Genomic DNA, 13257 nt, shown 5'->3' with positions numbered 1-13257 from the left:
TCTTACTTCGCGTAATCCGCATCGAGGTGATAGAGCACAGTCCCCAGAGAACCTGGGGCCTGGTTCTGTTCCACCTTGAAATTGCCCGCGATGTACCGCAAGCCAGTGTGATAGTCGAGGGCGAGCGGCTCTTTCAACTTCACCTGGATCATGTCCGTGAGCTTGGGCTGGCCGCCAAAGCAGCAGGTCCCGTTGTCGCGGCAGAGGACGAACTCCTTGATCCCGGTCGTCTGGTCGGTCGGGTACATATACCCCTTGATATACACCTTCTTGCCGTCGAGTTCCTTCGCCGTCGCGGGGATCAGGTCTCCCCCCTTGGGCTGTAAGGGCTCGTAGGAGATGGGCACGTAGCCTTCGGGCACCTCATTCATGGCATGGTAGAGCATCACGGCACCACCGGTCACCAGCGCCAGGACGGAGCAGACGAGACCGGCCTTCGCCGCCCCCCGGCCGGCCATGTCATACCGCCGAACGGAGGAGAGGCCGCGATACCCGGTGATCAGGCCCACCACGGCGGCGAAAATGAAGGTGCCCACCCCCAGGTCGTAAACCAGGATGGCCGCGAGCAAGGCGAGCAAGCCGGTGACCACGCTCACCGCGGCGGCCGGGCTGATCGGACGGTAGGCGACGATCTCCTCGGGCAGATCCGTCACGGGCTCTCGAACGGTCATATGATTCTCCATAGGTTCGTATCTCCGTCCCGTCTCTTTCACTGGGGCTATGGGATGATCGGGATTCGTCGGAAAGATTGCGAGAAGTCGTCAAGGCGCGGAAGCGAGCGCCTTGGCGACGTCGGTCCGGTAGGCGGTCATCGCCGGTAGATATCCTGCCAGGGCCGACAGCACGATCAGGGCCGGGACGAGCGCCAGTTCGGCCGGGATCAAAGGCGCGAATCCGATCACGACTCCGGTCCGGGCCGCGATCGCCGGGCTGAGCGCGGCGATCAGGGCACGCCCCAGGATCCACCCCGCCAAGCCTCCCGTCAACGACAGCAGCATCGACTCGAGGAGCACGATCGTCCGCACGGTCGATCGCCGCGCGCCCAGGGCACGCATCACCGCGATCTCACGCCGGCGCTCACTCATCGAATTGTAGATGCTGACCAAGATGCCCACCCCCGAAACCACCACGATCAAGCCCGTGAGCGCAAGCAGGACCGTCTCAATCGGCCCGACGATCACGTCGAAGAGCCCACGGATCTCCCGAACCGGCATCACCGCCTGGGCCGCCGACCCTTCGTTGATCAGGTTGGGAAGCTGGATCGAGGCGGCAGGTGAAGACGTCCGGACCAGCACCGCCGTCAGTTCGCGTTGATCTTCGGGGAGCGGAGTATGGCTATGTTCGTGGCCTTCGTGCTCGTGCTCTGCTTCCCCTTCGTGATGCTTGTGCGTCGCCTCGTGCTCTTCGTGGCCGCTGGCAACGTCGACCTTGGCCTTCGGGTCGGCTGGGTTTGTCTCACCGACCGGCTTGGCATGATTCTCGAGGAGGTAGAACCCCTCAATGTTGATGAAGAGGGCGCGGTCGTTCGGCGTTCCGGTTGGTTCGAGGATGCCGACGACCTTGAAGGCGTCGTGCTCGTGCCCTTGGCCGTCATCGTTCACGCCGTGAGTCGGCCGAAACGTATCGCCGACCTTGAGCCCCGTTCGCGAAGCCGCCAGGGCGCCGATGACCCCCTCGAAGAAGCCGCTCGACTGAAAGTTCCGCCCCGCGCTGAAGGCGTATTTCCGCCCCGGTGCATACTGGGTCTCGGCAAACAGGTCGGGCACGGTGGCGACGACGCGTTGGCCTTCGTAATTGTCTCCCAGGCAGTACGGAATCGCCCGGGTCACGTAGGGCTTGAATCGGCCTTCGTTGAGGTCGTGGAAGACGGAGTACGGAATATTCTCGACGGGGGTGCTCAGGTGATAGACCGTGTTGAGCACAAGCTGGAGTTTCCCCCCTTTGGCTCCGACGATCACGTCGTAGCCTCCCCCCGCGCCTCGCTGGAACGAGTCGGAGATGACGTGGTAGGCGACCAGCACCATGACCACCAGCGCCACCCCAAGCGCCATCGAGAGGCCGGTCAACGTCGAGGCCAAGGCCCGTTGCGTGAGACTCCGCCAGGCAATTGCGATGAGACTCATGTGAGGGCCGCCACCTTGTTGAGGTTCTCGAGTTGCACGGTCCGCTCAAACCGGGCCGCAATCTCCGGAGCGTGCGTAACCAGCAGTAGGGCAACGCCCTCCTCCTCGCAGGTCTCACGGATCAGGTCGATGACTTGCTGCTGGTTCTTGGCGTCCACACTCGCGGTCGGCTCGTCCGCGAGCAGGAGCCGGGGCCGGTTCGCCAGCGATCGGGCCACCGCGACGCGCTGTTGTTCGCCGATGGAGAGCTGCGCTGGCTTGTGCCGCTGCCGAGACGACAGCCCCACCCGTTCAAGCAACTCGCGGGCACGCGCGGGATCACGGCGGCCTTGACCGAACGCCATGCCGAGCAGCACGTTCTCCAAGGCGGTGAAACCGGCCAGCAAGTTGAACGACTGGAACACGTATCCGATATTCTCCGCGCGGAACCGGTCCCGCTCCGCCTCGTCGAGCCGCACGAGGTCGCGACCATCCACCAGGATCTCACCCGAGTCGGGCGTGCTGATCCCGGCAATCACATGCAAGAGCGTGGTCTTCCCACAGCCACTCCGCCCCACCAGCACGACCTGCTCGCCCGCGTCGACCTGGAACTCGTCGACGTCCAGGATCGGGAGCCGGCCCCCGCCTGGTTCCGCGAACGATTTCTTCACATTCCTGAGGAGAAGCATTCGTCCCTTCCTGTTTGAAATCCGTGCCACACGCAAAGTGGCCCCAAACCCTCGTTCTCAGAAAGCGTGTTCACCTGACTGCACGCCGGATCATGAAGGAGCCGGGAAGTCGGCCTTGTTTGAGATGGAATCCGTCCCCCCCTGCCCTCTTCTAGAATCTTTCCGTTGGGGTGGGGGCACTCGCGAGAATGATTGTCCCGCGAGGTTGCGCAGTCAGATCAGAGGTGGGGCTCGAGGCGAAGCGGGGCGAGTATCACAAAGTGAGACGAATACGAAGGCGCGGGGCGTAGTCGCAACACCTAAAGCCAGAGGCGTACGCGCCGTGGCGGATGAAGCAACGCCGGGGAGTTGCCCCTGAGCGAAGAAGTGACAGAGCGGACAATCATCCGCCGACAGCGTGGCCTGGATCATCGCGAGCGCGGTCAAGCTTCGGCCCGTACTCGGGTTGTGGCCTTCGGCAAACCCGCAGTGGGTGCAGAAAGAGGCCGAGTGCAGGCTTGTCCCGAACGTGGCGACAGCGCCATGGAGCACGACAAGCGAGGAGAGCAGGAGAGAACGAACGCGCGGCCGTGTCAAATCAACCACCCGCACTGAGGTCATCCAAGAAGATGCAATCTCAATCTAGCTTCAAGCCGGCGCGATTCCACGTCAAGAGCGATCCTCACATTCGCAACCGAGCGGGCCGCCGGGGTCGTTCCCAAGCGGCCGGGCGACCGGGCAAAGCCGAAAGATCACGCCGGCGCAAAGAGAGACTTGGTGTTCGGTCGTGATCGAACCGATAAGTCTCAAGTCGTCGCAAATCCGAAAAGGTTCCCGCTGCGACCTTCACGGACCACGGCGACCGAAATCTTTCGGGCGTTACGCAATGCACGAAGAGACACCTCACCCAAGAGATTTCCCGGGGGTTCGTCTCGGCGCAATTCGGCTTTGCGTTCGGGTCTGAATAGAATAGACTCCCGCCAAGACCGTGGCGCCTTGTCGAGGCGAGCGGCGAACGAAAGGGACCCCCAGGAGGAGGGAATCCACCATGCGACGGATCGCCGTACTGAATCAGAAAGGCGGGGTAGGCAAGACGACTTCGACCGTGAACCTCGCCGCCGCACTGGCCGCCGAGGGGCACCGAACGCTCGTGCTCGACCTCGACCCTCAGGCCCACGCAACACTCCACCTCGGACTCCTCCCCGGCCGCTCGGGACCGTCGCTCTACGATGTCCTGACCCAGGGCATGCCCCTGGAAGAAGTCCGCCGCGAGGTTGCGCCCAACCTCTATATCTGCGGCAGCCATATCGACCTGGCGGGGGCGGAACTCGAGCTGATCAATATGGTCGGGCGCGAGACCATCCTTCGCGACCAGCTCGAGGCCGACACCGAATCGTTCGACTACGTCCTGATGGACTGCCCTCCCTCGCTGAGCATTTTGACGCTCAATGCGCTCTGCGCAGCGAAAGAGGTTTTGATCCCCTTGCAGGCCCACTTCCTGGCGTTGCACGGACTCTCGAAGTTGCTCGAGACGATCAACCTGGTCGCCCGGCGAGTCAACCGCGAGCTGCGAGTCGCCGGGGTGCTCCTCTGCCTCTACGACGCGGGCACCCGGCTCGGAGGCGAAGTGATCGAGGATCTCGACCGCTTCTTCGACGGCCGACGCTCCCCGCCGATGCCCTGGTCGGACGCCCAGGTCTACCGCACCCGGATCCGGCGGAACATCCGCCTGGCCGAGTGTCCGAGCTTCGGCCAATCGATCTTCCAGTATGCTCCGAGCAGCCGAGGCGCAGAGGATTACGCCTCGCTGGCGGCCGAACTCCAAGGGCGTCAGCCCGCCTCGCTCTGGATCGGCTCCGGGGCCCGGGCTCATGGCTCGGACGGGGCGCATGAAGAGGCTCCGACGGCCCGCAGCGCCTAAGCTTTGCCGTAAGGCGAGCGGGGAGTGTAAACTCCCTGACTTCCTGGTTTCGCTCGCCTTGAGAAATTCAAAAAGGTGGGTCGATCCGGCTCGAGCGGGACAACCATGCGTTGGGTAGGAATCGACGAGGCGGGCTACGGGCCGAACCTGGGCCCCCTCGTGATGACGGCGATCATCGCCGAAGGACCGGGCACGAGCCCCCCCGATCTCTGGGGGGATCTCGCCTCGACCGTCGCCCGCGCGGGGGGCGATCCGGATCGCCTCTGGATCGACGACTCCAAGGCCATCCTCAAAGGCGGCCGGGGCCGAGAACGGCTCGAAGCCACCTGCCTTGCAACCTTGGCGGCCACCGGCTGCCCACTCCCTCGTTCGTTCGGCGGGCTCCTACAAGCGATCGACGCAGGCACACTCGCCGACGTCGAACTCGCCCCCTGGCTCGACGAGAATGACGACCCGCACTGGCCCCGGCCCGAGTCGCGCGACCTCCACGATCGGTGGTCGGAAAACCCGCTTGCCGGGGTCCCTTGGCGGATCGTCGGCGTCCAGACCGTGGTCGTCGGCCCGGCTCGCTTCAATGCGGGTCTCGAGACGTCGCGATCGAAAGCCACAGTCCATTTCGCCGCGTTCGCGCATCTGCTCCGCTCGCTCTGGGAGCGTGCGGGAGACGGAACACCGACGTTGGTCCGCTCGGACAAGCACGGCGGCCGTCATTTCTACATGGAGCCGCTGCAAACCCTCTTCGACGACGTCTGGATCGACCGTGGCCCCGAGGGCCCCGCGCTCAGCCACTACACGGTCAAGAGCCCCGGCCGGCACCTCGAGCTCAGTTTGCTCCCCCGGGCCGACGCCGACGACGGACTCGTCGCCTTGGCCTCGATCGTGAGCAAGACCGTCCGCGAAGCCTGGATGGACGCCTTCAACGCCCACTGGCGAGCGCGATACCCCGACCTCCGCCCCACCGCCGGATACCCGATCGACGCCAAACGATTCCGCCAGGCGATCGAGCCCGATTGCCTGGCCCGCGGCCTCCCCCCAACGCTCTGGTGGCGGACAAAATAGGCCGGGCTCAAACCACCCTGCCCTGGCTTTCCTCAAGCGATGAACCGGTCGCCTCCGCATCATCCGCCTTTTTCATTGCGATGGCCTCCACGATGCTCCGCGTTTCGATCGCTTCGTCATTGGCGTCGACCACCACGATTCGGTTCCAGTCCCCCGGCGCCAGGTCGCGGGCGATCAGACCCTCGAGCCGCCGGAACGAGGCCTCGCCCAAACGCTGGACACATTGCTCCAGATCAAATCCGTCGCCTGTGCCATGTGACACCGGGTAAGTGTCCCCAGGTCGCTTGATTAGCCGACGATTGTCGTGCTATCAGCCATTGTCAGCTTCTTGCTCCGCTACCAACGTTTCAACGAGTTGATCGAGCGCATCGCCTCTCAATCCCTTTGATCGGATCTTGCCCTCGGCGTCGATGAGATAGACGGTCGGATACGTTCGCACACGGTAGAGCTTGGAAATCGGCCCCTCGATGCTCAGCACTTCATTCTTCTCGAGCCCGGGCATGCGGTCGTGCCAGTTGGGCCAGGTGATACCTTCGGCCTCAATCGTCTTTCGGGCGACCACGGCGTCGGCGTCGGTGTTGACGCCGAGCACGGCGAACGGCCGGCCTTTCATGCGCTCAACCAGGGCCTTCTCGCGGGGGATCTCTTGCATGCAGGGGCCGCACCATGTGCCCCAGAAGACTATCGCCACGACTTTGCCGCGGTAGTCGGACAGCGCCAAGGATTTGCCGTGGACGTCTACCCCATTGATCTCGGGCGCCGGCTTGCCTACGGCCAGGTTGTGCCAGTCGTCGAGCCGGGCCTCGGCCTCCTGGCCAAGTGTCGAGCGGCGGCGGCGTGCAATCGCATTTTCGATCCTGCGCCGCTCTTCAGCAGTAAGGATCTGGCCGTTCCATTTCGGCTCCGGTTGCCTGAGCAGGGCTTCCGTCAGCCGATCGCTTGCTGTGATGTACGGCACGTCGTCGTACTGGGCAATCACCTCCTCATACAGCCGCTGCGCCTCGGCGCGGAGGTAGCCCGCGTCGCATTGCTTTAAGTGCAGGAAATAGGCGTACTCCACGGCGGGCATGACCGCATTCTTACCATTGAGCGGCCCGTCCGTATTGACCGGTTTGCTACGGATGCGCGCTGGCCGGCCTTCGATCTTCCTGGCCTGCTCGACCTGCACGGCCTTACGCTCAAGGTACTTCGCCAGAGCCAGCCGGGCTAGTCCCTTCGATTCTCGACCCTTCGCCGAGGCGTAGAAGTTCAGCAGGAGGAAGTCGCGGCTAGCGGTCAGCTGATTAGCGAACTCGAGTCCCACCCGCACCGCATCGGGGTCGTCGCCGAAGTGCAGGACGAGCCAGTTCGCCGCGACAACAAACTCGCCGGCATAAGGGCCGCCATCGCGGAACGGGCGGATCTGCTCGATCACCCAGAGCCAAGCATCCCTGACGGCCGGATCCTTCGGAGCAATCGCTGCCTGATCGGCAATCCGGCGGACGACGGCCGGAAGGTCAGGCCAGATCTCGGCGGCCTTCGCTTTGTTCGCTTCCGGGATCGTGGAACCGCGAAAGAACGCGTTGTAAGCTCGGAAGGCATCCTCGTACTCGGCCTTGAGGCGATCAAGCCTCTCGGCCAGTGGCGGCCCAGGACGCTTGGACTCGTCTTGTACTGCGAGCTTCGAATCGTCAGCACCGCTGTTTGCCAGCCCGACTGCCCCGATTGCCGTCGTGCTACCAATCGCGACGACGCACACGATCATCAAATGTTTTGCTTTTATCACATATGCCTCAATTCAGTGTCGATCAGGCGACGGTTACCACAATCATCGCCTTCACCAAAGCGGACATCAGGTGGATGCTCTTGTCGTGCCCCAATAATACTGCAGCACAGTACGTGACAACGACCGTAAGTCTCTGCAATTCCTGCGCATCCACGACTCATCGGTCTTATTCAAATTCCAAGATCGAACCGATCTAAGACACACAATCCCCTTACCTATAAACAAATAATAAATAACATAAATGCAAACTTGAATAATATTCACACGCTCACCTCTTATGGCATGACACGAAAACTTAGACCAATTCTGGTTCATCCGGCGGAAGCGTACACGGGGGCTGAAAAAAACGACCATGCTGATTCCACTTGAAGTTACGTAAAAAGGCTCCAAAGGGGGAGGTCAGCATGTCAACCAGTTTGTTGTACTGAAAGAAGAAAAGCCGATTCAGGTCAGTCAAAGGCTTGAGGAAGGCGAGCGATCCGCAATGGCTGCGCTTCCTGGTTACTGGCCGGAGGGGTCGGTTCTTTGAGAAAGTGGGAACCACCGCCCACCGCCGTTACATTACTGCTTGTTGTTCGAGATGAGATGAGGCGAGGAGAAAGCCGGAGCATCAAAACCTGTGGCAATCGGAAGGGACAGGGCATATCTCGGAGAGCTTCGCACCCTCTTTAACGTCGGAGCAGTCGGGGAGTTGACGGACGGTCAGCTTCTGGAGCGGTTCGCAGCCGCACAGGGGGAGGCTGCGGAGCTTGCTTTCGAGGTCCTGGTCGAACGGCATGGTCCGATGGTCCTGCGCGTTTGCCGGGGCGTACTGGCCGACTCGCATGAGGCGCAGGATGCGTTCCAGGCCACGTTCCTGGTGTTGGTCGGGAAGGCCCGGACGCTCTGGGTGCGCGACTCGATCGGTCCCTGGCTCCATCAAGTGGCGTATCGCACCGCCGCATGCGCCCGGTCGGCCGCTGCGCGTCGGAGGCGGCACGAGCAGGCGGCGGCGGAGCGCACGAAGGAGAGCCAGGTCGAGACGCAGGACGAACTCGGGCCGGTTCTCCACGAGGAGATCGCCCGACTTCCGGACCGATTCCGGGCTCCGCTGGTGCTCTGTGACCTCGAAGGGGGCACGTACGAGCAGGCCGCGCGGCACCTGGGCTGGCCGGTCGGAATAGTCAAGAGCCGGCTCTCCCGAGGGCGTGACCGGCTTCGCGATCGACTCCTCCGCCGGGGGATTGCCCCATGCGCCTGGCCGCTGGCTCCCGGCTTGAGGCTCGATGACGCCAAGGCCCTGGTCTCTCCGACGCTGGTGCAATCGACAATCCGTGGCATTTCTCAGTTCGTGACATCTCGGACCGTGCTCCGAGAATCGGCTGCAATCCTAACCCTGGAGGTTCTCAGGACCATGACGATCATCCGATCGTTGAAGACGGCGGCAGTCCTCCTTGCACTGGCCGCGACGACGTCCGGAGTCGACTTGCTTGCCCAAAAAGAAGCGCCGGTGGTTCCCACGGGTGATACCGACGCGTTGTCGACTTACGAGATCAAGCGGGGTCCGCTTAAAAGCACGTTCGTCACGCGAGGGGTGATCGAGGCAACCCGGAATCCCTCCCTCATCAACCAGGTCGCGGGGCGGACCACCATCGCCTCGATCGTTCCCGAGAGAACCAAGGTCAAAAAGGGGGACCTCGTCTGCGAGCTCGATTCGACGGCCCTGAAGGACCAGTTGACCAACCAGCAGATCGTGGTGCAAGAGTCCGAGATGGCAGCCCAAAAGGCCAAGCTTGAACGTGAACTCGCCGAAATCACTCTCAATGAGTATGCCCAGGGAACCTATGTCCAGGAGCGAGCGGCCTTGCAAGGAGCGATCGCCATCGGCCAGTCGTCGCTTGAGATGGCTGAGGCCCGGCTCGAGCGGACACGCCGAGCCCGTCAACGGCTCAACGACATGATCGCCTCGAAGCCTGAGACCAAGACGTCCGCCGATCTCCTGGCCGAGGTCGACCTAGACGACCGCATCGATGCAAGCGAACAGACCCTCGTGCGTGAGAAGAAGGGGATTGAGCTGGCCAAAATCAAGCACGATGTGCTCGAGAAGTACAGGCGGAACAAGACGATCCACTTACTCAAGCTCGACATTGAAACAGCGCGGGGGGCCGAATTCGCCAAACGGCAGACACTGGACCGGGAGAGGAAAAAGGGGGCGAACCTCGAGGACCAGATCCGTTTCTGTAAGCTCTACGCCCCCAACGATGGACTCGTCCTCTACGCCAACGCGCCCGGTGGAATCGCCGGACAGCCCACGATCAAGCAGGGAGCCACCGTCCGCGAGCGGCAAATCATCGTCACGGTGAGCGATCTCGAAGGGCCGTTCTGGCTGCACACCAAGGCGAAGGAATCGTACGTCGACCAACTCCGGCTGGGATTGCGAGCCCAAATCAAGGTCGACGCGTTCCCGGATGAGGTTATGACCGGCGCTGTCGAATCCATATCTCCGCTTCCTGCCCCACACACTTCCCTCCAACGTTCCAACGACAAGCTCTATGGCACCAACGTCAGAATTGAGAATCGACTTTCCGATCTGCGGCTGGGCATGACGGCCTCAGCCGAGATTCTTGTTCACGATCTTGACGACGTACTCAGTGTGCCGCTTCAGGCGGTCCGTCACGACGACGGTAAAGACTACGTCGCGGTCAAGAAACCGGACGGCAACGTCGACTGGCGTGAGGTGACCCTGGGTGCATCCGACGGCAAGCGGATCGAGGTCAAGCGCGGACTCGAAAGCGGCGAACGCGTGGTCGATCGACCGCTCGACTTGAAGATCAAGAAGCCGATCCCCCTTCCGTAGCCGTCCGAACGGACCACCAACCTGAACGCCGCCACCGTCTTCTCAAGATCTTCCGGAGACGGTCACCCGCCGCGTCGAGCAGGCGGATTGCAGCCGACAAGCCCTCTACCAACACGTCTACTCGGTCGAACTGCGGTGGCAGCCCCAGGCCACCGCGCCGCCACCAACCGAGGCCCCACCCCGCCCACATCTGAAATTCGCCGTCTTCCGACGCCCCCAAGGAATCGCCAAGGCAGTCGCGGGAGCCTTGCGAAGGAGCACCGCGGCCCCCAACGACTCCGAGGCTGACGCATATAGCCTGAACGTCTTCCACACTGCGATGGAAGCCAACCGCGTACGTCCATGCCGACCTGATTGTCCGCCAGAAATCCAGAAATCAAACCGGGAAGCGGAAGCAGGGAACGCCGAGGAAACGTCTTCGTCTCTCAACGTTCTGATCATGCCGTTGCATCATCGTTACTCGCCCTTCTTAAATCATTCATTCTTGTTGGCCCAACGCTTTTCTTAATCGGTTCGTACTTGTATCACACTCCCACAGTAGCGACGAACATAATGATGAGTGCGTGAGTGCGCGTCGAAAATAGCTCGATATTCGACAGACAATCTTCTTGACTATATACTGGAAACCGCTCTAATCGAGAAACTCATCGAACACGTGCGATATCTCAAAATAACACATGCTCTTCGTTTTTTGACGAGAGTGTAGGTTGTGCTAACGCGCTCGGTTTTAACCGCGACTGTTCGGAAATGAAGAGTCGAGTGAACTGTCTGGCAACTTCTCACTCAAGTGAGTCTACTCAAAAAATCGTGGCCCGGTTTCAAGCCAATTTCCCATGCCATCTTTTTGAAGACTTCGCGTCTTCATCGATCTTGCTTTTGAGATCGATATCAAGACGGAATTCATCTACGCATTGATTCGACAAGCCTCTCGGCAAAGGGAAGGAGGGTCGATTCGTGGATCATCACGCGCCTCATTTGTACGGTCGGCCAACATCGATTGCAGGCTGGCGGTTTCGCGAGGATTCTTGAAGAGGTCGCTCAAAATCGTAAGCGTGCGACGTCGTAAAGTCACCCAACAGCCGTCCGGACCAATTTGTGCTCGCGACGCGGTCATTCCATTGATTTGCGCCATCGTCATCGTCGACCGGCGGTCGAGTACAAGAGTCGTTCTTGTCGCTTATTCGGAGGTCTGCTGATGTCACGCCGAAAATCCGGTTTCACGTTGATTGAGTTGTTGGTTGTCATTGCAATCATCGCGGTTCTCATTGCACTCCTGTTGCCCGCCGTCCAGTCTGCGCGAGAGGCGGCCCGTCGCGCCCAGTGCACGAACAACCTGAAGCAGTTCGGGATCGCCTTTCACAACTATCACGACGTCAACAGCGGGTTCCCCATGTCGAACTACTCGCCCAACTATCAAGGGAACAACGTCTACCCCAGCTCGAGTGACTGGACCGAGCCCAATGCAGCGGGCTGCTGCCCGTTTGGGAGCTACTCGTGGGCGGCATTGACCCTGAACTTCATCGAAGGGAATAACATCTTCAACGCAACCAACTTCATCCTTCCGGCCTACGCCGCGAGTATCCCCGAAACCGCGGGCCCCTGGGGCGGCTCGAGCGGCAATCGCGGTCCCCAGGGCAGCTTGGCAAACTCGACCGTGTCCACCATGGCTCCGAATGTCTTCTCATGCCCCTCGATCCCGGACGTCATCACCACCGTCGCAATCAGCCCGGGCCCCCGAGGCGCGTGGAAAGACTACGGCATCAACGTCGGCACCGGCTACGCGGGTTGCTGCCCCGAACGACTGAACAATGGTGGGCCGGCCATCACCGACGGCATGGCGGCGGTCAACCTTAGCCTCAACATGCGCGACGTGACCGACGGGACCAGCAACACATTCCTTCTTCTGGAATTGTCGCGCAACGCCGAGCATAGCTGGATCGGGAAGAATACGGGGTCGAACCAGTTCATGTGGACGCATCACCCGTCTCAGGGCATGGTCGTCGCGGGTGAGCTCGGGAGCAGCTCGCCGCCGTTCCCCCCCAACTCGAATTTCCCGAACTCGCGAGGCGCTGTCGGCGGCCATCCCGGCGGTGTGAACGTCCTGTTCACGGACGGGCACGTTCAGTTCATCAAGAACAGCATCAACTTCCAAACCTATCGTGGTTTGTTCTCCAGGAACCTCGGCGAAGTCATCTCGTCGGACTCTTACTGACACCCGTTTACGGAGCTTGAGAACCGGCCCTGTGGCACAACCCCAGGGCCTGTCCTTACCTCATCGCCGCCGATCCATCCCCCATAGGCCGTTCTGACGAATCCATTCTCTCCTGCAAAAGCCATTGAGGCTCATCATGCGATACGTATCTCGTGCCGTTCGAGTCGCGGCGTTTGTGACGCTGGCCGTCATGTTTGCGTTTGCCGGTTGCAGCAAGGGCGACTACCCCGAGATGGCAAGGGTAACTGGAACGGTCGCCTATAAAGGTAAGCCCGTCCCGAACATCATGGTCAACTTCATGCCCACCGAGGGCCGTCCCAGTTGGGGTAAAACCGATGACGCCGGCAAGTTTGAAATGATCTACGATGAGGACTACAAGGGTGTGAAAATGGGCCGCCACAAGGTCTATTTCACCCCGGCCGTATTCACAATCGACGGCGGCGCAAGCAAAGCATCCCGCAAAGCGATCGCCGCAGCGGCGGGGTTGACTCCCGCGGAATTGCTGGACCTCCGCTCAAAGTACGGATCCGAGAGCGAGACCAAGCTCGTGGTCGAGATCAAAAAGGATCCCGAAGTTCTCAAACTCGATCTCGACTGACCAGCCGCCCTGGCTGGCTGGAAATGGCCGTGGTTGGAATCCTTGGAGAAGGGTAAAGGCAAAGGGGGCGATCGTTCTGTGGCAGACTCCGAATAT

10 protein-coding genes are annotated in these 13257 nt (G+C 61.3%); 5 read left to right on the top strand and 5 right to left on the bottom strand.

Annotation, left to right across the window (positions count from 1 at the left end; genetic code table 11):
- Positions 1 to 2 precede the first annotated feature (2 nt).
- The 3 genes from SINAC_RS23820 to SINAC_RS23810 all read right to left on the bottom strand — a co-directional run bounded on the left by SINAC_RS23820 (position 3) and on the right by SINAC_RS23810 (position 2791).
- Positions 3 to 671 (bottom strand): DUF3299 domain-containing protein, encoded by a 669-nt coding sequence (locus SINAC_RS23820; RefSeq protein WP_237722737.1) that lies wholly within the window; start codon positions 669 to 671, stop codon positions 3 to 5.
- A 90-nt stretch (positions 672 to 761) separates the two neighbouring features.
- Complete coding sequence (locus SINAC_RS23815; protein ID WP_015248119.1) at positions 762 to 2123, bottom strand: ABC transporter permease; 1362 nt, start codon at positions 2121 to 2123, stop codon at positions 762 to 764.
- Positions 2120 to 2791, bottom strand: a complete 672-nt coding sequence (locus tag SINAC_RS23810) for an ABC transporter ATP-binding protein (protein WP_015248118.1) — start codon at positions 2789 to 2791, stop codon at positions 2120 to 2122. The genes SINAC_RS23815 and SINAC_RS23810 overlap by 4 nt, the downstream gene beginning before the upstream one ends.
- Before the next feature lie 1027 nt (positions 2792 to 3818).
- Between SINAC_RS23810 and SINAC_RS23805 the strand changes: the two genes are divergently transcribed.
- Both SINAC_RS23805 and SINAC_RS23800 read left to right on the top strand, forming a co-directional pair.
- A complete protein-coding gene (locus SINAC_RS23805) occupies positions 3819 to 4691 on the top strand; it encodes a ParA family protein (RefSeq protein WP_015248117.1) in 873 nt (290 codons plus the stop codon).
- Positions 4692 to 4796: 105 nt separating this feature from the next.
- On the top strand, positions 4797 to 5750 hold the full coding sequence (locus tag SINAC_RS23800; RefSeq protein WP_015248116.1) for a hypothetical protein: 954 nt from the start codon (positions 4797 to 4799) through the stop codon (positions 5748 to 5750).
- Positions 5751 to 5757: 7 nt separating this feature from the next.
- On the opposite strand, the gene SINAC_RS23795 is transcribed toward SINAC_RS23800, so the two are convergent.
- Together SINAC_RS23795 and SINAC_RS23790 are read right to left on the bottom strand one after the other, a co-directional pair.
- Positions 5758 to 6012 (bottom strand): hypothetical protein, encoded by a 255-nt coding sequence (locus tag SINAC_RS23795; protein WP_015248115.1) that lies wholly within the window; start codon positions 6010 to 6012, stop codon positions 5758 to 5760.
- Positions 6013 to 6060: 48 nt separating this feature from the next.
- Entirely contained in the window at positions 6061 to 7494 is a 1434-nt protein-coding gene (locus SINAC_RS23790; protein WP_020466697.1) for a TlpA family protein disulfide reductase, read from the bottom strand.
- A gap of 712 nt (positions 7495 to 8206) precedes the next feature.
- On the opposite strand from SINAC_RS23790, the gene SINAC_RS23785 reads away from it, so the two are divergent.
- The 3 genes from SINAC_RS23785 to SINAC_RS23775 all read left to right on the top strand — a co-directional run bounded on the left by SINAC_RS23785 (position 8207) and on the right by SINAC_RS23775 (position 13161).
- On the top strand, positions 8207 to 10351 hold the full coding sequence (locus tag SINAC_RS23785; RefSeq protein ID WP_237722735.1) for a sigma-70 family RNA polymerase sigma factor: 2145 nt from the start codon (positions 8207 to 8209) through the stop codon (positions 10349 to 10351).
- 1195 nt (positions 10352 to 11546) lie between these two features.
- Entirely contained in the window at positions 11547 to 12563 is a 1017-nt protein-coding gene (locus tag SINAC_RS23780; protein ID WP_015248112.1) for a DUF1559 domain-containing protein, read from the top strand.
- Positions 12564 to 12738: 175 nt separating this feature from the next.
- Positions 12739 to 13161, top strand: coding sequence for a hypothetical protein (locus tag SINAC_RS23775; RefSeq protein ID WP_244884899.1), 423 nt, complete (start codon positions 12739 to 12741; stop codon positions 13159 to 13161).
- The last annotated feature ends 96 nt before the right edge of the window (positions 13162 to 13257 follow it).

The sequence above is a fragment of the Singulisphaera acidiphila DSM 18658 genome (assembly GCF_000242455.2).
Lineage (GTDB): Bacteria > Planctomycetota > Planctomycetia > Isosphaerales > Isosphaeraceae > Singulisphaera > Singulisphaera acidiphila.
This window is presented reverse-complemented; position numbering and strand designations above follow the sequence as displayed.

Coding starts and splice junctions, on each gene's coding strand:
- SINAC_RS23820 (WP_237722737.1), bottom strand. CDS start 671: ATGACCGTTCGAGAGCCCGTGACGGATCTGCCCGAGGAGATCGTCGCC.
- SINAC_RS23815 (WP_015248119.1), bottom strand. CDS start 2,123: ATGAGTCTCATCGCAATTGCCTGGCGGAGTCTCACGCAACGGGCCTTG.
- SINAC_RS23810 (WP_015248118.1), bottom strand. CDS start 2,791: ATGCTTCTCCTCAGGAATGTGAAGAAATCGTTCGCGGAACCAGGCGGG.
- SINAC_RS23805 (WP_015248117.1), top strand. CDS start 3,819: ATGCGACGGATCGCCGTACTGAATCAGAAAGGCGGGGTAGGCAAGACG.
- SINAC_RS23800 (WP_015248116.1), top strand. CDS start 4,797: ATGCGTTGGGTAGGAATCGACGAGGCGGGCTACGGGCCGAACCTGGGC.
- SINAC_RS23790 (WP_020466697.1), bottom strand. CDS start 7,494: ATGATCGTGTGCGTCGTCGCGATTGGTAGCACGACGGCAATCGGGGCA.
- SINAC_RS23780 (WP_015248112.1), top strand. CDS start 11,547: ATGTCACGCCGAAAATCCGGTTTCACGTTGATTGAGTTGTTGGTTGTC.